Source organism: Arminella tubonensis (assembly GCF_003240585.1).
In the GTDB taxonomy this organism is placed as follows: domain Bacteria; phylum Pseudomonadota; class Alphaproteobacteria; order Rhizobiales; family Rhizobiaceae; genus Rhizobium; species Rhizobium tubonense.
On record NZ_PCDP01000045.1, the window covers coordinates 38,014 to 61,629 of the forward strand.

20 protein-coding genes are annotated in these 23,616 nt (G+C 60.9%); 9 read left to right on the plus strand and 11 right to left on the minus strand.

What is annotated here, in order from left to right; genetic code table 11:
• Positions 1 to 38: 38 nt before the first annotated feature.
• Entirely contained in the window at positions 39 to 320 is a 282-nt protein-coding gene (locus CPY51_RS22210; RefSeq protein ID WP_111162414.1) for a hypothetical protein, read from the minus strand.
• A 166-nt stretch (positions 321 to 486) separates the two neighbouring features.
• Between CPY51_RS22210 and CPY51_RS22215 the strand changes: the two genes are divergently transcribed.
• From CPY51_RS22215 to CPY51_RS22235, 5 genes are read left to right on the plus strand one after another with little or no spacing between them, the layout of a single operon-like run.
• Positions 487 to 2,379, plus strand: a complete 1,893-nt coding sequence (locus CPY51_RS22215) for a peptidylprolyl isomerase (RefSeq protein ID WP_111162415.1) — start codon at positions 487 to 489, stop codon at positions 2,377 to 2,379.
• A gap of 17 nt (positions 2,380 to 2,396) precedes the next feature.
• On the plus strand, positions 2,397 to 3,413 hold the full coding sequence (gene trpD / locus CPY51_RS22220) for an anthranilate phosphoribosyltransferase (RefSeq protein ID WP_111162416.1): 1,017 nt from the start codon (positions 2,397 to 2,399) through the stop codon (positions 3,411 to 3,413).
• Positions 3,414 to 3,427: 14 nt separating this feature from the next.
• A complete protein-coding gene (trpC, locus tag CPY51_RS22225; RefSeq protein ID WP_111162472.1) occupies positions 3,428 to 4,243 on the plus strand; it encodes an indole-3-glycerol phosphate synthase TrpC in 816 nt (271 codons plus the stop codon).
• Position 4,244: 1 nt separating this feature from the next.
• Positions 4,245 to 4,745, plus strand: coding sequence for a cyclic pyranopterin monophosphate synthase MoaC (moaC, locus tag CPY51_RS22230; RefSeq protein WP_111162417.1), 501 nt, complete (start codon positions 4,245 to 4,247; stop codon positions 4,743 to 4,745).
• Positions 4,742 to 5,956, plus strand: coding sequence for a molybdopterin molybdotransferase MoeA (locus CPY51_RS22235; RefSeq protein ID WP_111162418.1), 1,215 nt, complete (start codon positions 4,742 to 4,744; stop codon positions 5,954 to 5,956). The genes moaC and CPY51_RS22235 overlap by 4 nt, the downstream gene beginning before the upstream one ends.
• A 106-nt stretch (positions 5,957 to 6,062) precedes the next feature.
• On the opposite strand, the gene gnd is transcribed toward CPY51_RS22235, so the two are convergent.
• Both gnd and CPY51_RS22250 read right to left on the minus strand, forming a co-directional pair.
• Positions 6,063 to 7,094: a phosphogluconate dehydrogenase (NAD(+)-dependent, decarboxylating) gene (gene gnd / locus CPY51_RS22240; protein ID WP_111162419.1), complete on the minus strand. Its 1,032-nt coding sequence runs from the start codon at positions 7,092 to 7,094 to the stop codon at positions 6,063 to 6,065.
• A 356-nt stretch (positions 7,095 to 7,450) separates the two neighbouring features.
• A complete protein-coding gene (locus tag CPY51_RS22250; RefSeq protein WP_111162421.1) occupies positions 7,451 to 8,590 on the minus strand; it encodes a citrate synthase in 1,140 nt (379 codons plus the stop codon).
• A gap of 84 nt (positions 8,591 to 8,674) precedes the next feature.
• Here CPY51_RS22250 and CPY51_RS22255 point away from each other — a divergent pair, with 84 nt between their 5' ends.
• Positions 8,675 to 9,763 (plus strand): citrate synthase/methylcitrate synthase, encoded by a 1,089-nt coding sequence (locus CPY51_RS22255; RefSeq protein WP_111162422.1) that lies wholly within the window; start codon positions 8,675 to 8,677, stop codon positions 9,761 to 9,763.
• Between the two features lie 25 nt (positions 9,764 to 9,788).
• On the opposite strand, the gene CPY51_RS22260 is transcribed toward CPY51_RS22255, so the two are convergent.
• Positions 9,789 to 10,700 (minus strand): LysR family transcriptional regulator, encoded by a 912-nt coding sequence (locus CPY51_RS22260; protein WP_244598754.1) that lies wholly within the window; start codon positions 10,698 to 10,700, stop codon positions 9,789 to 9,791.
• Between the two features lie 58 nt (positions 10,701 to 10,758).
• Between CPY51_RS22260 and CPY51_RS22265 the strand changes: the two genes are divergently transcribed.
• Both CPY51_RS22265 and CPY51_RS22270 read left to right on the plus strand, forming a co-directional pair.
• Entirely contained in the window at positions 10,759 to 11,355 is a 597-nt protein-coding gene (locus CPY51_RS22265; RefSeq protein ID WP_111162423.1) for a LysE family translocator, read from the plus strand.
• A 257-nt stretch (positions 11,356 to 11,612) separates the two neighbouring features.
• A complete protein-coding gene (locus CPY51_RS22270) occupies positions 11,613 to 13,481 on the plus strand; it encodes an adenylate/guanylate cyclase domain-containing protein (protein ID WP_244598755.1) in 1,869 nt (622 codons plus the stop codon).
• A 9-nt stretch (positions 13,482 to 13,490) separates the two neighbouring features.
• Here CPY51_RS22270 and CPY51_RS22275 read toward each other — a convergent pair whose 3' ends face one another.
• From CPY51_RS22275 to CPY51_RS22305, 7 genes are all read right to left on the minus strand, one after another.
• On the minus strand, positions 13,491 to 15,341 hold the full coding sequence (locus CPY51_RS22275; RefSeq protein ID WP_111162424.1) for a CHASE2 domain-containing protein: 1,851 nt from the start codon (positions 15,339 to 15,341) through the stop codon (positions 13,491 to 13,493).
• A gap of 11 nt (positions 15,342 to 15,352) precedes the next feature.
• The gene (locus CPY51_RS22280) at positions 15,353 to 15,883 is read right to left on the minus strand and encodes a FecR domain-containing protein (RefSeq protein WP_111162425.1); all 531 of its coding nucleotides are present in this window, start codon (positions 15,881 to 15,883) and stop codon (positions 15,353 to 15,355) included.
• A 77-nt stretch (positions 15,884 to 15,960) separates the two neighbouring features.
• Entirely contained in the window at positions 15,961 to 17,010 is a 1,050-nt protein-coding gene (locus CPY51_RS22285; RefSeq protein ID WP_111162426.1) for a HoxN/HupN/NixA family nickel/cobalt transporter, read from the minus strand.
• A gap of 153 nt (positions 17,011 to 17,163) precedes the next feature.
• Positions 17,164 to 18,801: a CTP synthase gene (locus tag CPY51_RS22290; RefSeq protein WP_275540492.1), complete on the minus strand. Its 1,638-nt coding sequence runs from the start codon at positions 18,799 to 18,801 to the stop codon at positions 17,164 to 17,166.
• Positions 18,802 to 18,933: 132 nt separating this feature from the next.
• Positions 18,934 to 19,398 carry a preprotein translocase subunit SecG gene (gene secG, locus CPY51_RS22295; RefSeq protein WP_111162428.1) on the minus strand — a complete coding sequence of 155 codons (465 nt, stop codon included), beginning with the start codon at positions 19,396 to 19,398 and terminating at the stop codon, positions 18,934 to 18,936.
• A gap of 116 nt (positions 19,399 to 19,514) precedes the next feature.
• Complete coding sequence (gene tpiA / locus CPY51_RS22300; protein WP_111162429.1) at positions 19,515 to 20,285, minus strand: triose-phosphate isomerase; 771 nt, start codon at positions 20,283 to 20,285, stop codon at positions 19,515 to 19,517.
• 121 nt (positions 20,286 to 20,406) lie between these two features.
• A complete protein-coding gene (locus CPY51_RS22305) occupies positions 20,407 to 21,291 on the minus strand; it encodes a dienelactone hydrolase family protein (protein WP_111162475.1) in 885 nt (294 codons plus the stop codon).
• Positions 21,292 to 21,519: 228 nt separating this feature from the next.
• Between CPY51_RS22305 and parE the strand changes: the two genes are divergently transcribed.
• On the plus strand, positions 21,520 to 23,586 hold the full coding sequence (parE, locus tag CPY51_RS22310; protein WP_111162430.1) for a DNA topoisomerase IV subunit B: 2,067 nt from the start codon (positions 21,520 to 21,522) through the stop codon (positions 23,584 to 23,586).
• The last annotated feature ends 30 nt before the right edge of the window (positions 23,587 to 23,616 follow it).

Genomic DNA, 23,616 nt, shown 5'->3' on the forward strand with positions numbered 1-23,616 from the left:
AAGCCCTACGACGCCAAGTTCTGCCCTAAAGCAATATGCTACCGACGGCTGAGTAGGCCGATCATATATGCCACGCCTGCCGTAACGGCGAGCGCAAAAAGCGGCTCTTCCCGAACCTTGTCGCGAACGCGCTCCGTCGCCAGAGATGCTTCCTCGGCAACAACCGATTTTGCACCTTGGCCGATGGCGATCACGCTTTCCGACAATTTCGAGAGATCTTCGCGCAAGGCAGCAATCTGAGCTGACAGGTCATCTGCTGCTACCTCTGTCTCAAGGCGCGCGGCTGCGGATTGGATGGAAGCGGATTTCAGTTCGGCCATCGTAAGCTCCTTTTGTTGGTGCCCTTTCAACGCCTTTCACTGGCAAAGGTTCCGAGGTTTCGGTGTTTTCAGTCGAAGCTCTTCAATTCCGTTTCGGATTGCTCTAAGGAACTCCCAATGCTTCGCCCGCGGGCGGGGTCGCTTATATCGTGAGGTTTGCTTACCAATGTTCGAAGTGCTGAGAAGACTGGCCCAGACCTGGGTTGCCAAGGGCCTGATGCTGCTGCTGGTTGCGTCGTTCGGTATATGGGGCGTCGTGACCCGTGAGCTGAGCGGGGGTTCGAGCGACACCGTTATTTCCGTCGGTGATCAGCACATCAATGCGAACGAGTTCCGGCTTGCCTACCGCCGCCAGCTCCAACAGCTCAGCCAGCAGTTTGGCATGCAGATCACCAACGAACAGGCGCGCGCATTCGGTGTCGATCAACAGACCTACTCGCAACTTATCGCCGGCGCTTCGCTCGACCAGCTTTCGAGCGATCTGAACCTCGGTCTTTCGCAGGATCGCCTCGCGCAGCTGATTGGCGCCGATCCAGCCTTTAAGGGCACCAACGGAGCCTTCGACCGCGACATGTTCTCCAGTCGGCTGCGCAACGCCGGCATCGGCGAGGACGACTATATCAAGGAACGCAGCAAGGTTGCCGTTCGCAGCCAGATCGTCGACGCGGTTTCCAACGGCTTCAAGGCGCCGACCGTCCTCGTCGACGCCCTCAAGCAGTACCACGACGAGAGCCGCGACATCGACTACCTCCTGCTGACAAATGCCAATATCGAGCCCATCAAGGCCCCTGCAGACGACGTGCTCGCGAAGTGGTTCGAAGGCGCGAAGCCGCGCTATCGCGCCCCGGAATACCGGAAGATTTCCTATGTGAAGCTGCAGTCCGCAGATCTGGCCGACCCGGCCTCTATCAGCGACGATGCCGTCAAGGCCGATTTTGAAAAACGCAAGGACAGCTACAAGACCGCGGGAACCCGCACCATCGAACAGCTGACCTTCGCCAACAAGGACCTCGCCGACGCCGCGGCAACCGCGCTTAAGACCGGCACCACTTTCGACCAGCTCGTCAGCGACCAGGGCAAGAAGCCCGCCGACGTCATGCTCGGCGAGTACAGCAAGGACAAGGTGCCGGACGCGGCAATCGCCGACGCGGCTTTCGCCGTCACCAAGGAGGGCGGCACGACGCCAGTGACCGAAGGCTCCTTCGGACCGGTGATCCTGCGCATCAGCAATATCAAGCTGGAAACCGCCAAGGCCTTCGACGAAGTCAAGGATGACATCCGCAAGCAGCTCGCGCTCGCTGCTGCCAGCAGCGAAATCCTTGACGCCCATGACCGCTTTGAAGACCTGCGCGGTTCGGGCGCGACGCTTCAGGACGCCGCCCAACAGTCGAAGCTCAAGGTCGCGTCCATCGACGCGATCGATGCCAGTGGCCTCGACAAGAACGGCAACGACGTAAAGGACCTGCCGTCGAAGCAGCAACTGCTGGCCGAAGTGTTCAAGACCGACGTCGGCGTCCAGGCACCCCCGGTGACGCTCGGCAATGACGGCTATGTCTGGTTCGACGTAGCGGAAGTGACACCTGAGCGCGATCGTCCGCTTGCCGAAGTTCATGACAAGGCAGTCGCAGATTGGACGGCCGAACAGCAGACCGTCGCACTGGCCGCGAAAGCCACCGAGCTCGTCGCCGAAGCAAAGAAAGGCAAGTCGCTCGCCGATATCGCCGCGCCCCTTGGGATCGCGATCGAAAGCAAGTCCAGCGTTTCGCGCAGCACCGACGATCCGGTTCTCGGACACGGCGGCGTCAGCGCTGCCTTTTCCGGCCCCATCGATACGGTCGCCAGTGCGATTGGCGGCGATCCGACGACGCAGATCCTTCTGAAGGTGACCGGCGTCAATTCGAGCCCGACCACCGACATGCTCAACAATCAGGACCAGCAGTCAGTCGCCATCGCCAATGCGGCCGGCGACGACATCCTGGACCAGATGGTCAGCGAGCTTCAGACGAAATATGGTGTCACGGTCAACCGGAACGTCGCCGAACAGGCAATGTCCCGCTAGTCCAGAACGGAGACCCGATGCCCGAACTAAAACCGCTTCTTGCCAAGGTCGCCGGACGCGAATCGCTGACACGGGATGAAGCCCGTCAGGCCTTCGAAATATTGATGTCTGGCGAGGCGACACCCTCGCAGATCGGCGGCTTTCTGATGGCGCTCCGCGTGCGCGGCGAGACCGTCGATGAGATCGTCGGTGCGGTCACCACGATGCGGTCGAAGATGCTGCCCGTCGAAGCACCCGCCGACGCGATCGACATCGTCGGAACCGGCGGCGACGGCACCGGGACCTACAACATCTCGACGCTCGCGGCACTGATTGTCGCAGGCGCCGGCGTTCCGGTGGCCAAGCACGGAAATCGAGCCTTGAGCTCGAAGTCCGGCGCCGCCGACAGCCTCTCCGCGCTCGGCGTCAAGCTTGACATCGGCCCGGCCATGATCAGCCGCTGCATCCGCGAGGCCGGCATCGGCTTCATGTTTGCGCAGCTTCATCATTCCGCCATGCGCCACGTCGGCCCATCCCGTGTCGAACTCGGCACCCGGACGATTTTCAACTTGCTGGGGCCACTCTCGAATCCGGCCGGCGCGCGACGTCAGTTGCTGGGCGTGTTCGCGCCGCAGTGGGTGGTGCCGCTTGCCGAAGTGTTGCGCGACCTCGACGCCGAAAGCGTCTGGGTCGTCCATGGCGATGGACTGGATGAAATCACCACGACTGGAACAACCTCGGTCGCGGCCCTGGAAAAGGGCAAGATACGCACCTTCGAATTGACGCCGACCGATTTCGGCGTTCCCCATGCGGTGCTGGCCGATCTCAAGGGCGGTGACGGCGTTGTGAATGCCGCCGCGCTGCGCGACGTGCTATCTGGTGTCAGGAACGCCTATCGCGACATTTCCCTTGTCAACGCGGCCGCGTCGCTGGTGATTGCGGGCAAGGCGGAAACGATCAATGATGGCATGAGGCTGGCGACCCAGTCGCTGGACAGCGGCGCGACAACGGTAGCGCTGGAGAAGCTGATCGCCGTCTCCAACGAAACTGATTGAAGGATGTGGATGCGATGAGCGATATCCTGGCAAAGATTGAGCTTTACAAGCGCGAAGAGATCGCCGCTGCGAAGGCCACGGTCTCCCTCGCGGACCTGAAGGCGATGCAGGCCGACCAGGCTCCTCCCCGCGGCTTCCACAAGGCGCTAACCGCCAAGCGCGATGCCGGACTGTACGGCCTCATCGCCGAAATCAAAAAGGCGAGCCCGTCGAAGGGCCTGATCCGGCCGGACTTCGACCCGCCGGCGCTGGCCGCAGCCTACGAGGCCGGCGGTGCCGCATGCCTCTCGGTTCTCACCGACAAGCCAAGCTTTCAGGGCGCCCCCGAATTCCTGAGCGCCACCAAGGCTGCTTGCTCGTTGCCGGCGCTCCGTAAGGATTTCATGTTCGAAACCTATCAGGTGCACGAAGCCCGCGCATGGGGCGCCGACTGCATCCTCCTGATCATGGCTTCGCTCTCCGACAACGACGCCGAACGGCTGCAGGACGAAGCTTTCGGCCTCGGGATGGACGTGCTGGTCGAGGTGCATGACGCCAAAGAAATGGAACGGGCATTGAAACTGTCGTCACCGCTAGTCGGCATCAACAATCGCAACCTGCGCACTTTCGAGGTCAACCTCTCCGTCAGTGAGACGCTGGCTCCCATGGTGCCGGAAGATCGCCTGCTCGTCGGAGAGAGCGGCATATTCACAAATGCCGATTGCAAGCGCCTCGAGGCCGTCAGGATCAGCACTTTCCTCGTCGGCGAAAGCCTGATGCGCCAGACAGACGTTGCAGCAGCAACGCGGGCGCTTCTGACAGGCGAGGCCGGCGCCCAGGCGGCCGAATAAGATGAGCGCTGAACGCGGCGCCCTCACCCACATCGGCCCGTCCGGCGAAGCGAATATGGTCGATGTCGGCGACAAGGCCGAGACTGTTCGCGTTGCAACAGCCGAAGGCCATGTCAGGATGTTGCCGGCCACCCTGGCGTTGATCCTTCAGGGAAATGCCAAGAAGGGTGACGTCATCGGCACAGCCCGGCTCGCCGGCATCATGGCTGCCAAGCAGACAGCCAACCTCATTCCGCTCTGCCATCCGCTGATGCTGACGAAAGTCACCGTCGAGATTTCCGAGGATGAAGCGCTGCCGGGCCTTCGCGTATCCGCGACCACAAAGCTGACCGGCCGGACAGGCGTCGAGATGGAAGCGTTGACGGCCGTGTCGGTTGCTTGCCTGACGATCTACGACATGGCGAAAGCGGTCGACCGTACGATGGAAATCGGCGGCATCCGCCTTCTCGAAAAATCCGGCGGCAAGTCCGGCGATTTTCGCCATCCGGTGCATAAGTCATGAGCTTGCTCCCGGTCAGCGAGGCAAGAGAGCGCCTTCTTGCCAAGGCCAGCCCTGTTGCCCGCACTGAAGTGCTGCCGCTCGATCAATCTGCCGGTCACGTCCTGGCGGCAGACTTGAAAGCGCGCCTGACGCAGCCACCGTTTAATGCATCCGCCATGGACGGCTATGCGCTGCGGCACGAAGATCTGGCCGAAATTGGTTCCATTCTAGCCGTAATCGGCACATCTGCCGCCGGTCACGCATTCAACGGTGTCGTCGGCAAGGGCGAGGCGGTTCGCATCTTTACTGGCGCGCCGGTGCCTGAAGGAGCCGACAGTGTGTTGCTGCAAGAGGATGCGGAGCGGCTGGAAGCCAGCAAGATCCGCACCACCTATTCCCTGCGCAAGGGCCAGCATATCCGCCCTCGCGCCCAGGATTTTGCCGAGGGCGACACGGTACTTGCCGCCGGAACCGTGATGGATTTTGCCCGGCTGACCGTCGCCGCGGCCATGAACCACCCGGAGGTCGAAGTCCTTTGCCGGCCGCTGGTGGCAATACTCGCGACCGGCGACGAGCTTGTTCAACCGGGCAGCACTCCGGGTCCTGCTCAGATCATTGCCTCCAACACCTTTGGAATAGCGGCCCTCGCGCGCCAGGCAGGCGCCGCAGTTCTCGATCTTGGTATCATCCCGGATGATCGCGCCGCGCTCACCTCGGCAATTGAAAACGCCCGGGCAGCGGGCGCCGATGTCATCGTGACGCTCGGCGGCGCGTCGGTCGGCGACCATGACATCGTACAATCGACGCTGGTGGCTGCGGGCATGGAACTGGATTTCTGGCGCATCGCCATGCGGCCGGGCAAGCCCCTGATGGTCGGCAGCTTCGGAAAGACGCAGGTGCTTGGCCTGCCTGGAAATCCCGTTTCCAGCCTCGTCTGCGGATTGCTCTTCCTTGAGCCGTTGATCCGCAAGCTTGCCTCGCTACCGCTGTTCATCCGCGAAAGTACGGCGCTCGCGGGAGTGAAGCTTGCTGCCAACGACCTTCGGCAGGACTACATCAGAGCGAAACTATCGAAATCTTCGACGGGCGAGTTGCTGGCAGTTCCCTTCGCCAAGCAGGATTCGTCGATGATGAACATCTTCGCCCATTCTGACTGCCTCATCGTCCGGCCGCCTCATGCTCCGGAATTGCATGTCGGTGCGCCCTGCCCGGTCCTACTCTTTCGGCCGTAATGCTACTGCAAGCTCAATTGGTTGTAGCGAATTATTAAACAAGCACATAAACGAGGTCGGGCGGCTCTATGCCGCCCGTTCGTAATTCTGTAGCGGGCGTTGCGCCTTACTTGACCGGCGGCTTTTCGTGGTGGCCACCGAAGCCGGCGCGCATGGCGGACAGGACCTGGTTGGCGAAATCGTCGTTGCCTCGCGACGAGAAGCGGCCGTAGAGCGCGGCACTCAGCACCGGCGTCGGAACACCTTCGTCGATCGCGGCCGAAATCGTCCAGCGACCCTCGCCCGAATCCGAAACGCGGCCGGCATATTGCGAAAGCGCCGGATCGGCATGCAACGCATCCGCCGTCAGGTCGAGCAGCCACGAGGTGATGACGCTGCCGCGGCGCCAGACCTCGGATATCTCAGCGACGTCGAGATTGTACTGATAATATTCGGGATGCGACAAGGGTGTGGTTTCCGCGTCGATTTCCGCCGTCTGCAGGCCGATATTGGCGTGGCGCAGCACATTGAAGCCTTCGGCGTAGGCGGCCATCAGGCCATATTCGATGCCGTTGTGGACCATCTTGACGAAATGGCCGGCGCCGTGCGGTCCGCAATGCAGGAAGCCCTGCTCCGCCGTGCTGCCGGCGGCGGCGACTTCCGTGCGGTTTGGCGTTCCCTCGACAGTGCCGTCGGCACCGGGCGCGAGCGTCGCGAAGATCGGCGAAAGATGCTGGACCGTCGCCGTTTCGCCGCCGATCATCAGGCAATAGCCGCGCTGCAGCCCGAAGACGCCGCCGCTGGTGCCGACGTCGACATAGTGGATGCCCTTCTGCTTCAGCATCGCCGCCCGCCGAATATCGTCATGGTAGTGGGAATTGCCGCCGTCGATGATGATGTCACCGTCTTCGAGCAGCGGAATGAGCTTCGTCAGTTCGTTGTCGACGATCGCCGCCGGCAACATCATCCAGACGGCGCGCGGCTTTTCGAGCTTGGAAACGAAATCCGCAAGCGACGAGCTGCCTGTGGCACCAAGTTTATGGAGATCTTCGATGCTTTGAGCGCGGGCGTCGAACACGACGGCGCTATGGCCGTTCTTCATCAGGCGCTGCACCATGTTGCTGCCCATGCGGCCGAGGCCAATCATTCCAATTTGCATATCAAATCTCCTTGGGAGGGTTTTTCTATTCCAGGAATCCAATAAAGAATCTTGCAGCCATTTGCCACCGATCAAATGGTTGGAAAGCTATGCCGAGATAACATTACAGAAGAACGAAACCGGCGTCATGAACGGTTGACCGCACGCAGCCGAATCGACCGCGAACACGGCAAGGTGAAAAATGGACGCGTTTATCGAATTTCAATCGGCGGGATAGCTGCCAAGCGCCCGCCTCAGGCGCACGTGAACCGATCCCAGCCACTCCGGCACGTTCGCAGACACTTCCCGCTCCTGGTCGACGCCTGGGCGAACCTCTCGCATCAGACGACCGATACCGTGAAGCAGCCCTAAAGTCGTCAGACCTCCAGCGGATTTCCGACATAGCGCGCCCTGGGGCGGATAAGGCGGCCACTCAAGGCCTGCTCCATCGCGTGCGCGAGCCATCCGACCGTGCGGGCGAGAGAAAATATGATGATCGGTGCATCGTCTGGGAGGTTGTGAGCCGACGCGAGAGCCGAAAGCGCAAAGTCGGCATTGGCACGCTCGCCGATCATTTCCTCCGCCGCGCCGCGAATATCTTCGAATATCGCCGGCAACGTAAAATGCTGCAGCAGTGCCTCCGCACGCACATCGCCGTCAGGGTAAAGTGGATGGCCAAATGCGGGAAGCGAATGCCCGTGCGCGAGATAGCGGCGAACAGCCTCCCGCGCGCCAAACTTTCGCGTGCTTTCGACAAGGAGACCGACACCTTGCCATGCACCGCCATGCAGCGGGCCGGTCAATGTCGAAATACCGGAGAGCGCGGCGGCTGAAAGCGTCGCCCCGGCAGATGCAGTGATCCGCGCAGCAAAGGTCGAGGCGTTCAGTTCGTGATCGGCAAACAGCACGAGCGCACGGCGGATGATGTCCGCTGCCTCGGGGCGGTCCCAGGCTGCAGCAAGCCGCTCGTGCAAGGCCATGTCGTGCGTGCCCGGCGCCAATGTGTCGGCGACTGTGGCCAGCACGGCCTCAGCCTCCCGCCTCAAGGCTAGCGATGACCGGCCAAGCGATGGAAGATCCGTCGTCACACGATGAGCCAAGGCCACGAAAGCGGCTTCCAGCGCCGGCTTGCGCCCAGCACCTGGCTGAAAATCGGCCAGAACCAACGGCTCTTTCATATCCCAGAGCAGCGCCGCGACTTCTTCCAGAGTGGCATGCTCGGATAGCCGCGCCGCATCGCGTCCGCGATAGAACAGCCGGCCGTCGGAAACCGTCGACAGCGCCGAGGGCAAGACAGGGTCGCCCCACTCGATCGCATCTGCCGCTACCGCCTCGCTCTTGCGGCGGCCGGCATGCCGCGTCGCCAGCCGCTTCACGTCCTCGCCGAAATAAAGACTGCGTCTCGTATCCGACGGATCCGCCTTGGCGCGAATGCGGCCGCGGCTGACATTCGCGTAGAGGGTCTGGGGTTTGGTTCCGAGCAAGCCGAGAGCCTGCTCCGCAGTCAGCCACGACATCAGGCCTCACATTGATCTAATTGGTCAAGATTGACGTCAATTAAAATAGTCCCGATCTAATCCGATAGTCAAAGGAGATAGATCATGAAAAGCGGACTGGACGATGTAATTGCAGCCGAAACACAGCTTTCCGATGTCGATGGTGCTGCCGGCAGGCTCATCATCAGAGGCGTCTCGCTGGACGATCTCGTGGCAACAAGCCGCTATGAGGATGTCTCTGCATTGCTACTGGGCGGATTGTTTCAGGAAGGCTTCGATGCCGGCAAACTGCGGGCCCTGCTCGGCCCGGCTCGAGTGGCACTGTTCGATCACGTCGCAGCCGCCGATCCGGCGCTACTGGCGCTGCCGCCGGTCGAAGCCATGCGCGCGCTGATTGCCCGGCTGGAGGATGGCGAGGATTTCAATGCCGCCATCCGGCTCATGGCCGCACCTGCGGTCTTCCTGCCAGCTGTCCTGCGTCTGAAATCCGGCAAGGCGGCCATTCGCCCTGACGCAAGTCTTTCGCAGGCTGCCGATATTCTGCGCATGTTGAATGGCACCTTGCCGACGGTGGAGCAGACGGCCGGCCTCGATGCCTATCTGGTGACGATCTCCGACCACGGACTGAACGCCTCGACCTTCGCCTCGCGCGTCATTGCCTCGACCCATGCCGGGCTGACCTCCTCGGTTCTTGCCGCCATCAGCGCTCTCAAGGGGCCACTTCACGGTGGCGCTCCAGGTCCGGTACTCGACATGATCGAGGCCGTTGGAAAACCCGAAAATGCCCGCACCTGGCTGGCCCACGAGCTTGATCGCGGCGAGAGGCTGATGGGTTTCGGCCACCGCATCTATCGGGTTCGCGATCCGCGGGCCGACGCCCTCAAGGCCGCGCTGAGGCCGATCGTGACAGCGGGACAAGTCGACGACACGCGCATGGCGCTTGCCGAAGCGGTCGAGCAGGCTGCACTTGCCCTGTTGCGCGAACGCAAGCCTGATCGTCCCCTGGAGACCAACGTGGAATTCTACACCGCGCTGCTGCTCGATGCCCTCGGCTTTCCACGCGATGCCTTCACGGGAGTATTTGCTATCGGCCGCACGGTGGGATGGATCGCCCACGCCCGCGAACAGGTGCTCGACGGACGCCTGATCCGGCCGCAGTCTCGCTATATCGGGCCGGTGCCGCGCGCGGCGTGAGGAAGGTATTCGGTCAGGCGCTGCGCTATTCCGCAGCGACCTGGCGCGGTCGCATCAGTCCCTCGCGGATATAGCTTGCAAGTTCCACGGCTGCAGCCGTTGCACCTTTGGGAAGATGCATGTTGATCGAAAATGCCGGCAGCTCAGGCATTCCATCATCGGCGCCCAATATATCGAGATCGGAAGGAACGGTGGATGCAAGCCAGACCGTGACGGCAAGATCGGTACGGACCGTAGCAGTCGTCGCATCGATGCTGCCGTTTTCAAACACCGTCCGCCACCGCATGCCGTCTTCTTCCAGCGCCGAGAACACCGTTGGCCGGAACGCGCACGTATCGGCCACCATGGAGACCGGGAGTGGGCTCTTCCGATGGGCATTGCCCGAACGGGCACCAACCCAGACAAGCCGATCGATAGCCAGGCATTCGCCGGTCGTGGTTCCGAGCGGCTCCTCCATGACGCAAAGATCCAGATCGCCCGCCTCGAGCGCCAGTTTCAGATCCGGTGACGATCGGCAGACCAACGAAATGTCTACCTCCGGATGACGGTTCGAATAGGCCCCGAGTATCGGCGCAAGGCTTGTGCCAACAAGGTCGTAGGGGACACCCAGCCGCACGCTGCCTTCGATCCGGCGATCGGTCATATCGGCCCATATACCGTCGTTGAGCGCGAGCATTCGTCGCGCACTTGCGAGCAGGCGTTCGCCAGCTGTCGTCAGTACGAGACCGCGCTTCCCCCGCTCCAGCAGGACCTCGCCCAGCATCTCCTCGAGCCGCTTGATCTGCTGGCTGACGGCACTCTGGGTCATATGAAGGATATTGGCGACAACGGTCATGCTGCCATGATCGGCAGCGGCAACGAAGGTCCTCAGGAGGCTGATATCGAGATTGCGCGACATGGCCGCATTATAGATGCTAATAGGCACATCCTTCAACATTAATTTTCCTAATGCGGTTGCTGGCGCTATTCCTTTGATACACAAGGAGTTGCGGGGCATGACAATCGAGACGCTACTGCCTGTCGTTCTGTTCGCGCTCGTCGCCACCGTCAGCCCAGGCGGCGCCACGACATTGGCGACAGCATCTGGAGCACACTTCGGCTTCGGCCGATCGATACCGCTGGTGATGGGTATCTCCGCGGCACTGAGCTCCATGGCGGCTGGCGCGGCATTTGGGCTCGGCGGGTTGTTGCTCGCAGCGCCGCCTTTACAACTGGCCATGAAATCGGCTGGTTTGCTCTACCTTCTCTGGCTCGCGGTAAAGATCGGGGCAAGCAACGCGCCGCGATTAAATCGCGAGATTGCCGCGCCAACCGGTTTTCTCGGCGGGGCATGGATGCTTTGGTACAATCCGAAGGCTTGGGCCATGACGACGAGTGCGGCAGCGTCGTTTGCGGCAACGACTCACAGTTCTGTTGCGCTGGCAGTTTTTCTCGGATCGGCATTCGGAATCGCTGCAATGCTGTCCTTGTCGCTCTGGTGCATGGCCGGACAATGGCTCGGTCGAGCCCTCAAGACCGATTGGCAGTGGCGTACAATCAATTTTATTTTGGCCGGCCTGCTCGTCATCTCCGTCATTCCGATGTGGAAGTAGCAACACTCTAAACGCGGAATATGCTGCAAAACCACAGTGTTTCGACGGATATGGGCTAGTCGAAGTGCTTGAAATCCAGCCTCAGTTCCAAACGGGCTAATCAGATATGCGATCTCGCAATGATTGCGCTAACAAGGTATCAGCGCGACCTTGCTTAACCTTACCCTCGCGGTGCACTTATGGAACGGCATGCACGACATCAGGACAGTATCGAGGTAGATTGTAGCTTTAGGCCACAAGGAGAATTTGGAGGGCACGTGGAGCGCCGTCTGACCGCCATTCTTGCTGCCGACATTGTAGGCTATAGCCGACTGATGGGCATCGACGAAGCCAGAACGCTGGCAGCGGTGAAACGGCACCGCGTCGAGCTGATCGACAACGCGATCGCCGCCCACCGCGGACGCATCGTCAAGCTGACCGGCGACGGCATGCTGCTCGAGTTTCCAAGCGTCGTGAATGCCGTTACCTGTGCTGCGGACATTCAGAAGAACATGTTTCTGCGCAACAAGGGGGTTCCAGGCGATCAGCGCATCGAGCTCCGAATCGGTATCAACCTCGGTGACGTCATCGTTGAGGATGGCGACATCTTCGGTGACGGCGTCAATGTCGCCGCAAGGCTCGAAGGAATAGCGGAGCCAGGTGGTATCGCCGTCTCGGCCTCTGTCCGCGATCATGTCGGATCGCGGGTTGACGTGGTCTTCGACGACCGTGGCGAATATTGCCTGAAGAATATCGCCCAGAGCATTCGCGTCTACACGATTTCATTCGGAGCGCCCTCTGCATTTCGCGGCCGGCTGCCAACCCCGTCGGCCAACGATGGAAAGCGGCTTATCGCCGTCCTGCCCTTCGTCAATATGAGTGACGATCCGGAACAGGAATATTTCTCTGACGGCATCACCGAAGACATCATCACGGACCTGACGAAAATATCCGGCCTTGATGTCGCCGCTCGCAATACGGTCTTCACCTACAAGGGCAAGTCCATCAAGGTGAAGCAGCTCGCGCATGAGCTGGGCGTTCATTTCGTGCTCGAGGGCAGCGTTCGCAAGGTCGGACAGCGCGTTCGAATCACCGGCCAGCTGATTGATGCCAGGAACGGCGGCCATCTCTGGGCGGACCGTTACGACCGCGATCTGACGGACATCTTTGCCATCCAGGACGAGATCACGCATGCGATCGTCGACCAGCTCAAGGTCAAGTTGCTCCCGGAGGAGAAAAAGGCGATCGAGAGCGAACCGACAGCAAACGTCGAGGCCTACACCTATTATCTCAGGGGGCGCCAGTTCTCCCACGCCTGGACCCGTTCCTACCTGCTGCTCGCACGTCGGATGTTCCTGAAGGCGGTCGAGCTGGACCCGAACTATGCCCGGGCCTATGCCGGTATCGCTGCCTGCTATGCGGCGCTGAGGGATTGGAACGCCGCCGAATTCCCGCTCGAAACCATTATGGCGATGAGTGCGCGGGCGCTGGAACTCGACCCCGACCTTGCCGAAGCCCACGCCTCGCGCGGACTGGCGTTGCATCAAAGCTGCCGCAACGAAGAGGCGATCGCGGCCTTTACGCGCGCATTGGAGCTGGAACCGGACCTCTACGAGGCGAATTTCCACTATGCGCGTTGCCTGTTCATGCAGGGCAGCTTCGAAGAGGCGGTCTATTACTTCGAGCGGTCGGCGGAAATCCGGACCGACGACTATCTGTCGCCAGTCCATCTGATGAGCGCCCATCGATCGCTGGGGCGACCATCCGAAAGAGAGCGTTGGGCACGCATAGGGATTGCACGAGCGGAGCGGGCCCTGGACCTCAATCCGGAGAACTCCGGTCCTGCACATCGCGGTGCCCTCGCACTTGCTCATCTTGGCGAAGCCGACAGGGCAAGGGAATGGTCGGCACGCGCGCTCGCGATCGACCCGGAAGACATCGTCGCCCAGTATAATATAGCCTGCGTCTATTCGATGCTGGGCGATCTCGATGCCGCCATTGACCTGCTTGAAATGTTGCTGCCGCACGGCTCGGCGTATCACGTGCTGTGGTTCAGCCACGATTCCGATCTTGATCCACTCCGTGAGCTGCCGCGTTTCCAGGAGCTTTTGGCAGCGCTTGCCGCCGAACCCGCGCCGATAATCTGAGGCCGGCGGCTATCCTCGCCAGAGCCAGATCGAAAGCGATCCGGAGCGTCCACGCAGCTGGGTTTCGATCGGCCCTTCGAGACTGTTTTCCTCGAAGGGCTCGCCCTCGCGGCGCGCCACGAGCAGGAGTTCGTTGCTGATCGCCAGTGCCGCGCGGTGTCGCGCGGCAACCTCCATTAGGCGACTGGCGACGTTGACCGTATCGCCCGTCGCCGTGATTTGTTGCCGATTGCCGCCGCCGAGTCTCGAGGCAACGACGACCCCGAAATGGGCGCCGATTTTGAAGCCGATGCGCGATGCGTTTGCCTGCGGAAGTGTGTCGATCCAATCGTGCATGCTCCGTGTAAGCTGAATGCAGCATCGCGCGGCGTTGACGGCGTCGTCCGCCGCCGGCGCCGGCAGGCCGAAAAGGATCATCGCCCCGTCGCCCATGAAACTGGTGATGGCGCCGCCGCAGGCAGTCACCTCCCTGTCCACGAGATCGTAGAAACCGTTCAGAAGCTCTCGCACGGCGCTCGGACCGATTGTCTCGCTGAGCCCGGTAAAGCCGTTGATATCGATGAATACCACTGCTGCATCCTGCCGAACCGGCTCGGCCAGAAACTGAGGATCGCGTGCCAGAAACTCGGCAAGTCCCGGCGCCTGTATACGCTGCAGCAGTTCGCTTTGCTGTGCGAAATGCGTTGCTTGCCGCCGTCCGGAAAGCAGTTGCGCCCCGCCGAACAGGAGGACGGGTGGCACGGCCGCTGCGATCGGCAGCGCCGCCGCCAGCCAGATGCCGCTCCTGAACGCGATGAAGTTGACCGAAAGCCAGATCACCGTCACAGCCAGCATCGCGACAAGCCCGATGGCGCTGCGTCGCCAGGCGAGCAGACCGACGAGGATCAACGGCAATGCAACTGCGAAACCGAAATCCACGTAGCGGACCGCGCGATCACGCACCAGGCCATCATTGGCCATGAGGTGGGAGATCGCGGTCGAAATCACCTCGACACCTGGCAGCACGGGATCGAACGGCGTCGGAAAGACATCGCCGCCGCCGGTGACCGTCGCGCCGACAACGACGATATGATCCCTGATCAACGCCTCGGGCAATTTTCCAGTCAGCGCCGCGGCAGCGCCGATCGTCGGGATCGTGCCGCGAGGGCCATAGAAGGAGATCGGCATCAGCTGACCTATATCGGTCGCGACCGTGTGTCCGCCGATTGTAACTCCGTTCGGTTCGAACCCTGGCTCCGCTCCCGTCGCCGCCGTCGCGACACTCAGCGGAAAGGACGGCTCGATCCTGTCACCGCTGAGAAACAACATTGGCATGAACCGCGGCGCGCCCGATTTGTCGGTCTGTACGTTGACAAGGCCGAGCGCTGCCACATCGGTAAAGCGCCGCTGCGGCAACAGCAGTTCCTGTGCGTTGGGCAGGCGTGCCAGCGGGCCCTCACCGCTCGCAGCACTTTGCCGGCTATCCGGAAAGACCGCCGCCGCCGCTATGACGCTCCTGCTCGCCTTGAGCGCCTGGGCGAGCGCTAGATCACCGTCTTCCGGCCCCGGATCGATCAGCAGCATGTCGAGCGCGATGGCCCTGGGCTTCAACGCTGCAATCGCGGTGACGACCTTGGCGACGGCTGCGCGCGATAGCGGAAAGCTGCCGGCCTCCCGCACCGCTTCGTCGTCGATGGCAACGATCGTGACGATATCAGGCGGTGCGTGTTTCCCGCCCAACACCGTCCTGAAATTCGTCAATGTCGCTTCCAGACCGTCAACCAGCGGGATATCGCCCTTGAGATGAGCCAAGCCGAGCCCAGCACCCCAGGCAGCCGCAAGGATGAGCGCAATCAACGTCTGTCGAACCGGTCGGCGCATTGCTTATTGTCTTACTGGCCGAGCCGGGCCATGAGAGCGGAGACGCGAGCCGCAGGCCACCGCTTGACGACCAGTGGGCTACTGCCGCCATCGACATCGACGCCCTGCCCTCGTCCCAACGACACGCCAGCACGCGTATCCGGACGGTGGACGGCGACCCTGCCACGGAGAACCAGGACAGAGGTCTTGCCGCTCTGTACATCGACCGACCATCTGGTGCCACGCACAGCGGCGATCGCCTGCGGAGTCACGACTTCAAAGCCGCCCTTGACCCGCTTGCTGTCAACGTCGAGCAGCACGGCTTTTTCGCTGAGCGAAACCGCATCGACTTGTCCATCACGGTTATGGTCGATCAACTGAAAACGCGCGCCTGCCTCAGCCGTGATGCTGATCCCGCCCTTGCAATGGAGAACCTGCCGCGATGTCCCGGAGATCGGCTGCAGCGAGCAGCCTGCAGGTGATTGCGCCAGCGCTGCGTGGGAACCGACGATGCAAAAGAGCGCAGCAAGTGCGACGCGAACGCGCCTGATTGTCCGGCCCATGTTCATACTCCCGGATTATCTCGCCGTTGTCGTAGCGGAAAGCGCTGATGGCGGCCATTTTCAATGAGGATGATGCGTCAGGGGCTGCTGATTTGCAAGTTATCGTAGCCCTTTGCCCTATAGAGCACGGCCGAAATCAGCCAGCTTGCAAGGAAAATTCCAACGACGGCATAGCCGAAATTTGCGAGGTTGTCGTTGAGGTCGCCGACGAGGCTCCACGCTCCGCCCTCGAGACCAAGCTTGTCCACCAGAAGGCCCAGCGCCTCAACGCCGCCGATGAAGACGGCAACGACAACTGAAGCAGCAGTGATCGTCAGATTGTACCATAGCTTGCGGACAGGCTTGACGAAGGCCCAGCCATAGGCGCCGGTCATCAGCACGCTGTCAGTGGTATCCATCAGCGACATGCCTGCGGTGAAAAGTGCCGGGAAGACCAGGATTGTCCAGAAGGACATGCCTTGCGCCGCCTGAGCCGCGGAAATACCGAGAACGCCGATCTCGGTGGCCGTATCAAAGCCCAAACCGAACAGAAAGCCGATCGGATACATATGCCAGGAGCGCGTCACGACCTTGAACATCGGTCGGAAGATGCGCGCCAGGAAACCGCTGCCGGCAAGCAGCGCATCCAGGTCCTCGTCAACGATCCTCTCCCCGCGTCGCGCCTTTCCAAAGGCCGCCCATATGCCTCGCAGAACGAAAAGATTGGCGATGCCGATGATAAGAAGGAACAGCGCCGAGATCGTCGTACCGATAACACCGCCGATGTCGTGGAAAGCATCGAGCCGCGTCTGCATCGCGGCAGCCGTGGCCGCAATCGCAATAGAGGCGAGGACCACGATGCTCGAATGACCGAGCGAGAAGAAGAAGCCAACGGCGAAAGGCGCCTTTTTCTCCTGCACCAGCTTGCGCACGACATTGTCGATCGCGGCGATGTGGTCGGCGTCGAAAGCGTGGCGAAGCCCGAACATGTACGCGAGAAAGGCCGTCCCTAGAAGCGTCGGGCGATCTGAAAAGGCAAACCATGCCCACGCCCATGTCACGATATTAAAGGCCGTAAGAAAAATATAAGTCGCGGCGACCTTTGTTCTGGTCCTTTCGGACCGGTCGTCAAATGGATTGAGGATCATCAAACTATTCCCGGTGTCTGCCGGCAAACTGGCATGGAAACAGCTGGCATGCGATAGTCAAACGACGTAGTGGCCAAAATTTCCATCGACCTATAACGACGAAACCCGGCAAACGCCGGGCTTCCTTTTGTCTGTCAACAAAACCGCAACGTCTTACACGAGGCGGCTCTGTTCGAGCGCTGCTTCGACGAAGCTGGCAAACAGCGGATGCGGGTCAAGCGGGCGCGACTTCAGTTCGGGATGGTACTGCACGCCGATAAACCAGGGATGATCGGCATATTCGATCGTCTCCGGCAACACGCCGTCGGGCGACATACCCGAGAAGATAAGGCCGCAGCTTTCCAGCCGTTCCTTGTAGTCGACATTGACCTCGTATCGGTGGCGGTGACGCTCGGAAATTTCGGTCGAGCCATAAATCTCCGAAATCTTGGTGCCCTTCTTCAGCGCGGCCTGATAGGCGCCAAGCCGCATCGTGCCACCGAGATTGCCGGACGCGTTGCGCTTCTCGAGCGCATTGCCCTTCAACCATTCTGTCATCAGGCCGACGACCGGCTCCGCAGTCGCACCGAACTCGGTTGATGACGCATGTTCAATGCCGCCGAGATTGCGGGCAGCCTCGATCACAGCCATTTGCATCCCGAAACAGATGCCGAAATACGGCACCTGACGCTCACGCGCGAAACGGGCCGCATGGATCTTGCCTTCAGATCCGCGCTCGCCGAAACCGCCCGGAACCAGAATGCCGTGGACCTTCTCGAGATAGGGCGCTGGATCCTCCTTTTCGAAGACCTCCGATTCGATCCACTCGAGATTGACCCTGACGCGATTGGCGATGCCACCATGATGAAGCGCTTCGATCAGCGACTTGTAGGCATCCTTCAGGCCCGTATATTTTCCGACGATGGCGATGGTCACCTCGCCTTCCGGCGTGCGGATGCGATTGCAGACCTCTTCCCACGCCTCCAGGCGCGGCTTCGGGGCCGGCTCGATGCCGAAGGCGGCCAGCACCTCGTTGTCGAGGCCTTCCTTGTGGTAAGCCATTGGCACGTCATAGATATTGGCAACGTCGAGGGCCTGGATGACGGCGGAGTGGCGGACGTTGCAGAACAGCGAAAGCTTGCGGCGCTCGGCCTCCGGGATTTCACGGTCGGCGCGCACCAGCAGAATGTCGGGGTGGATACCCAGTGCCTGCAGTTCCTTGACCGAATGTTGCGTCGGCTTGGTCTTGAGCTCGCCCGCAGCCGGGATGTAAGGCATCAGCGTCAGGTGGACATAAACCGCGGTGCCGCGCGGCAGGTCATTGCCGAGCTGGCGGATCGCTTCCATGAAAGGCATGGCCTCGATGTCGCCAACCGTGCCGCCGATCTCGCAGATGACGAAATCATATTCGTCATTTCCCTCGGTCACGAAATCCTTGATCTCGTTGGTGACATGCGGAATGACCTGCACCGTCGCGCCGAGATAATCGCCGCGTCGTTCCTTATCGATGATGTTCTTGTAGATGCGGCCGGTGGTGATGTTGTCGGTCTTGGTCGCCGAGCGGCCGGTGAAGCGCTCGTAGTGGCCAAGGTCGAGGTCTGTTTCCGCGCCGTCGTCGGTGACGAACACCTCGCCATGCTGGGTCGGGCTCATCGTCCCGGGATCCACGTTCAGGTAGGGGTCCAGTTTGCGTAAGCGGACCCGATAACCACGGGCCTGCAACAATGCTCCGAGAGCCGCGGCCGCAATTCCCTTGCCTAGAGAGGAAACCACGCCGCCAGTGATGAATACATATCGCGCCATGGGATTCACCGGATACCTTCTAACAAACGATTCCGCCAGCCCAAAAATTCTTTTCCAGAACTTTGGGAGGCGAACGATGCATATCGACAAAAGAAAACCGGCAGATCCGAAGACCTGCCGGAGGTTTATTGCAAGACAAGCTTAGTTGCCTGTCGGAACGCCCGTATCGCTTTTAGCCGGTGCGGGCTGAGCGGGTGCCGGAGAAGCCTGTCCAGCGGTCGGCTGTGCAGCCGGTGCCTGCGGAGCAGTTGCACCAGGAGCAGCGGGCGCCGCGCCATTTGCCGGTGCCTGACCGCTGGCAGGCTGGGCGCCGCCGAGCGAATCAAGAACACCGCGACCCTGACCGGTGGTCGAAGGAATACGGTTCAGGATATCGGTCGGACGGCCCTCGTAACGCGACAGGACGCCGAGGCCGAGCGAGGTGAGGAAAAACAGCGCCGCAAGGATTGCGGTCGTGCGGGTCAGCGCATTCGCAGTGCCTCGGGCCGACATGAAGCCAGAGCCGCCACCGACGCCAAGACCGCCGCCTTCGGAACGCTGGATCAATACGACGCCGACAAGCGCCAGCACGATCATAAGATGAATGACAATCAAAACGGTCTGCATGGGTCCAGTCCTGCCCGCTCGCGCAGGCATAATGAAGAAAAGCTCGCGGCTCTTTACATGAGGCTCTCACCTATTCCAAGCCCTTTTGAGAGAACCGGGAGGTGTAAGCAAAGCGTTTAAGCGTGAAGTTGCTCGTATGCCCCATAGATGGCGAGGAAATCCGCGGCTTTCAAGCTGGCGCCGCCAACGAGAAGCCCGTCGACATTGGCAATGCCGACCAACTCCTTCGCATTCCTGGGGTTGGCTGAGCCGCCGTAAAGGATTCGGATTCGTTTGCCTTCCGCGCCGAAGCGGGCAATGAGGTCAGCCCGCATGAAGGCGTGCGCAGCTTCGATATCGGGCCGCGTCGGTGTCCTCCCGGTGCCGATCGCCCAGACCGGCTCATAGGCGATCACCGTCGTCTCAGCCGTCGCGCCATCCGGCACGGAAGCCGCGATCTGCCGTTTCAATACGTCGAGGGTCTCGCCAGCCAACCGTTGATCTTCGGTTTCGCCAATGCAGATGATCGCCGCCAGCTCGGCCGCATGCGCCGCTTCCGCCTTGGCGCGCACCAGCTCGTCCGTATCGCCGTGATCCCTGCGGCGCTCCGAGTGTCCGACGATGACGTAGGTGCCGAAGCAATCAGCGATCATCGCCGCCGAAATGTCGCCTGTGTGCGCCCCACTGACGTCCTGATGACAATCCTGCGCACCGATCGCCAGCGGGCTATCGCTGCAAAGCGCCGTGGCGACATACAGCAAAGTCGCTGGCGGGCAGAGTAGCGTCTCAATCTTCTCAGAGAGTGGGTGCTTGACGCCTTCGGCTATCGCCTTGATCTCTGGAAGACAATCTCGGATTCCGTTCATCTTCCAGTTCCCCGCGAGTAGCGGGCGCATTCTCTCTGTCATTTGGTATTTCACTCCCCTCAACTCTATGCCGACTAACAAAAGCTTGGAGAAAAAGAAAGTTGCCGGAAGCCGTTCCGATCAATTCAAATCGTTTGAAAATTACGAAGCGTGAAAATAACCACTACGACCTCGCCGCCAGGATCCAATCCAGCACTTTTCGCCAATCCGTCATGCGCACCGGCGTCCCGTGCGAACCGGTGGCAAAAAGAGTGAACCGCGTTGGATAGTTTGCCTTGTAGAGTTTTTCAAACAATTGCTCTTGATCGGTTGCCGCGTAAACGGGGTCATTGCTGCCATGCGTGAACCAGATGGGCAATTTCGCTTTATGAAATGCGCTCTTCAGAAAGGCCGGGTCGGTCACTCCGCTGAGGATGACCATTCCCTTCAGCCGCTTGACGCTTTCCGCATCGCGCGTAATCCCCCAGCAGATCAGGCTGCCCATCGAAGCACAGGAAAGAACCACAGGCTTGCCGCCTGACTTCTCATAGGAGTAGCGGATCAGCGCCGCAATATCGGCAACACCATCGCTGTCGAAGGTCCTGACGCTCGGAGAATAGTAGCTGCCGCCATTGCCGACGGAGAGGTTCTTCAGCCGGTTGAAGTTGCCGCCGAACATGTAGTCGTTGGCGCCGAGCCGGCGATCGCCGTCCCGTCCATGGATGAAGATGACCGTGAATGCCTGCCCCGCGTCAAGTCCCACCCTGGTGACATCGAGTTTCCGATCGCCAAGCATCAATGTCTCGTCCGTCTGCTTGTCGCGGACACCAAGCGACAGGTAGGCCGGCTTCACGCGTCGCTCGGGCACAATGTCGCGACCGTTGATGTCACGCATCTCCTGATAGTCGATCGTTTCGAAGGCGCCTTTGTCGTGGCTTTCGATAACCGTCTGGTTCGAGAACAGCTCGTCTTTGTAAGGTGCCAGCGCCTCGGCGGCGACGTTCGACGCGGCAAAGGGTGATAGAAGCGCCACAATTGCGGCGATAGTGACGAAATGAGCTGTGGACATTCGTGCGCGGTTCGGCTCCCTGGGACCGGTCTGGCTTGCCATTACCGCCGCGAGGAAGCAAATCTTTTCTCCTGATGTAACGCTGGATCGCCGACATCGCGTTTTGCCCGGCCTTCTGGCAATATCCGGATGATTCGCGAACGCAGCGGTAAATGCGCTATTTTCCAGGGTTCGGCTCGATCCCGGCGAGCCAACAGCCCTTTCTCTAAGGTAAGATCTGAACGCTTCATGGATGACAACAACGATCTCTTTTCCGCAATACCGGCTTCTCAGAAGCAACCGGTAGAAAAGCCCGTCGTGCCGGCTGAAAGGGTAGCGCCGGTCGCCGCGGCCGCGCGCCCTCAGCCGCCGTCGCAATCCAATTCCGAAAATTACGATGCATCGGCTATCCGCGTGCTCGAAGGCCTTGAGCCAGTGCGCATGCGCCCCGGCATGTATATCGGCGGCACGGACGAAAAGGCGCTGCATCATCTCTTTGCCGAAGTCATCGACAACTCGATGGACGAGGCCGTCGCCGGCCATGCCAACTTCATCGAGGTGCATCTCGACATCAAGGGCTACCTGACGGTCAGCGACAACGGCCGCGGTATTCCTGTCGAGAACCACCCACAGGTGCCCGGCGTTTCGACACTCGAAGTCATCATGACCAAGCTTCACGCCGGCGGCAAATTCGACGGCAAGGCCTATGAAACCTCCGGCGGCCTCCACGGCGTCGGCGTTTCGGTCGTCAACGCGCTTTCGGATGATCTCGAGGTCGAGGTCGCCCGCAATCGCAAGCTCTACCGCCAGCGCTTCTCACGCGGCCTGCCTCAGGGCGGCCTGGAGGAACTGGGCGACGTCCACAATCGCCGCGGCACCCGCGTTCGCTTCCACCCCGATCCGCAGATTTTCGGGGATCACGCCAAGTTCGATCCGGCCCGCGTTTTCCGCATGGCGCGCTCGAAGGCCTATCTGTTCGGCGGCGTCGAAATCCGCTGGAGTTGCGACCCAGGCATGCTGCCCGAGGGCTCGGAGACTCCCGAAAAGGCGGTCCTGCATTTTCCGGGCGGCCTGAAGGACTACCTGCAGGCGACGATGGGCAAGGAGTTCACGGTTACCCGTGAGATATTCTCCGGAAAATCGGAAAAAGCGAATGGCCATGGTTCGCTTGAATGGGCGATCACCTGGTATGGCGGCGATCCGCAGGTTCACTCCTATTGCAACACCATCCCGACCACCGAAGGCGGCACGCACGAGGCCGGCCTCCGGATTGCGCTGCTGAAGGGATTGAAGAATTACGCTGATCTGACGCAGAACAAGCGCGCGGCCGGCATCACCACTGATGACGTGATGATCTCAGCAGTCGGAATGTTGTCTGTCTTCATTCGCGAGCCGGAGTTTGTCGGCCAGACCAAGGACAGGCTGGCAAGTGCCGAGGCGCAGCGCATTGTCGAAAACGCATTGCGCGATCCCTTTGACCATTACCTCGCCGACAATCCCGGCGAGGCCGAAAAGCTGCTCGACTGGGTGATCGAACGAGCCGAAGAGCGCCTTCGCCGCCGCAAGGAGAAGGAAGTCGGCCGCAAGACCGCCGTTAGAAAACTCCGCCTTCCCGGCAAGCTCGCCGATTGCGCGCAGAACACTGCAGCCGGCGCCGAGCTTTTCATCGTCGAAGGCGATTCGGCTGGCGGCTCCGCCAAGCAGGCGCGCAACCGCTCGAACCAGGCGATCCTGCCCTTGCGCGGCAAGATCCTCAATGTTGCCAGTGCCGGCCGCGAAAAGCTCACCGCCAACCAGCAGCTGTCCGATCTCATCCAGGCGCTCGGCTGCGCGACGCGCACGAAATATCGCGACGAGGATCTGCGCTACGAGCGCATCATCATCATGACCGATGCCGACGTCGACGGCGCCCACATCGCCTCTCTGCTGATCACCTTTTTCTACCAGGAAATGCCGGAACTGATCCGCGGCGGCCACCTGTTCCTGGCCGTCCCGCCGCTCTACAAGCTGACGCAGGGGGCAAAATCCGCCTACGCCCGCGACGATATCCACCGCCAGGAGCTGACGGACACCGTCTTCAAGGGCAAAGGCAAGATCGAGATCAGCCGCTTCAAGGGTCTCGGAGAAATGTTGCCCGCCCAGCTCAAGGAAACGACGATGGATCCGTCCAAGCGCACGTTGCTCAAGGTCGCCATTGACGATGTCGACTTCGAAGGCACGAGGGTCGCTGTCGACAACCTCATGGGCACAAAACCAGATGCCCGTTTCCGCTTCATCCAGGAGCGCGCCGCTTTCGCGGAAAATCTCGACATCTGAACGACGCGAAGCGGCATAGGCTCGAATTTC

Excerpts from the sequence above, each read along its gene's own strand:
- CPY51_RS22215 (WP_111162415.1), top strand. The coding sequence starts at position 487 with ATGTTCGAAGTGCTGAGAAGACTGGCCCAGACCTGGGTTGCCAAGGGC.
- CPY51_RS22265 (WP_111162423.1), top strand. The coding sequence starts at position 10,759 with ATGACAATCGAGACGCTACTGCCTGTCGTTCTGTTCGCGCTCGTCGCC.
- CPY51_RS22280 (WP_111162425.1), bottom strand. The coding sequence starts at position 15,883 with ATGGGCCGGACAATCAGGCGCGTTCGCGTCGCACTTGCTGCGCTCTTT.
- gnd (WP_111162419.1), bottom strand. The coding sequence starts at position 7,094 with ATGCAAATTGGAATGATTGGCCTCGGCCGCATGGGCAGCAACATGGTG.
- CPY51_RS22255 (WP_111162422.1), top strand. The coding sequence starts at position 8,675 with ATGAAAAGCGGACTGGACGATGTAATTGCAGCCGAAACACAGCTTTCC.
- CPY51_RS22210 (WP_111162414.1), bottom strand. The coding sequence starts at position 320 with ATGGCCGAACTGAAATCCGCTTCCATCCAATCCGCAGCCGCGCGCCTT.
- CPY51_RS22260 (WP_244598754.1), bottom strand. The coding sequence starts at position 10,700 with ATGTTGAAGGATGTGCCTATTAGCATCTATAATGCGGCCATGTCGCGC.
- CPY51_RS22235 (WP_111162418.1), top strand. The coding sequence starts at position 4,742 with ATGAGCTTGCTCCCGGTCAGCGAGGCAAGAGAGCGCCTTCTTGCCAAG.
- CPY51_RS22250 (WP_111162421.1), bottom strand. The coding sequence starts at position 8,590 with ATGTCGTGGCTGACTGCGGAGCAGGCTCTCGGCTTGCTCGGAACCAAA.
- trpC (WP_111162472.1), top strand. The coding sequence starts at position 3,428 with ATGAGCGATATCCTGGCAAAGATTGAGCTTTACAAGCGCGAAGAGATC.
- trpD (WP_111162416.1), top strand. The coding sequence starts at position 2,397 with ATGCCCGAACTAAAACCGCTTCTTGCCAAGGTCGCCGGACGCGAATCG.
- secG (WP_111162428.1), bottom strand. The coding sequence starts at position 19,398 with ATGCAGACCGTTTTGATTGTCATTCATCTTATGATCGTGCTGGCGCTT.
- tpiA (WP_111162429.1), bottom strand. The coding sequence starts at position 20,285 with ATGACAGAGAGAATGCGCCCGCTACTCGCGGGGAACTGGAAGATGAAC.
- parE (WP_111162430.1), top strand. The coding sequence starts at position 21,520 with ATGGATGACAACAACGATCTCTTTTCCGCAATACCGGCTTCTCAGAAG.
- CPY51_RS22285 (WP_111162426.1), bottom strand. The coding sequence starts at position 17,010 with ATGATCCTCAATCCATTTGACGACCGGTCCGAAAGGACCAGAACAAAG.
- CPY51_RS22275 (WP_111162424.1), bottom strand. The coding sequence starts at position 15,341 with ATGCGCCGACCGGTTCGACAGACGTTGATTGCGCTCATCCTTGCGGCT.
- moaC (WP_111162417.1), top strand. The coding sequence starts at position 4,245 with ATGAGCGCTGAACGCGGCGCCCTCACCCACATCGGCCCGTCCGGCGAA.
- CPY51_RS22305 (WP_111162475.1), bottom strand. The coding sequence starts at position 21,291 with ATGTCCACAGCTCATTTCGTCACTATCGCCGCAATTGTGGCGCTTCTA.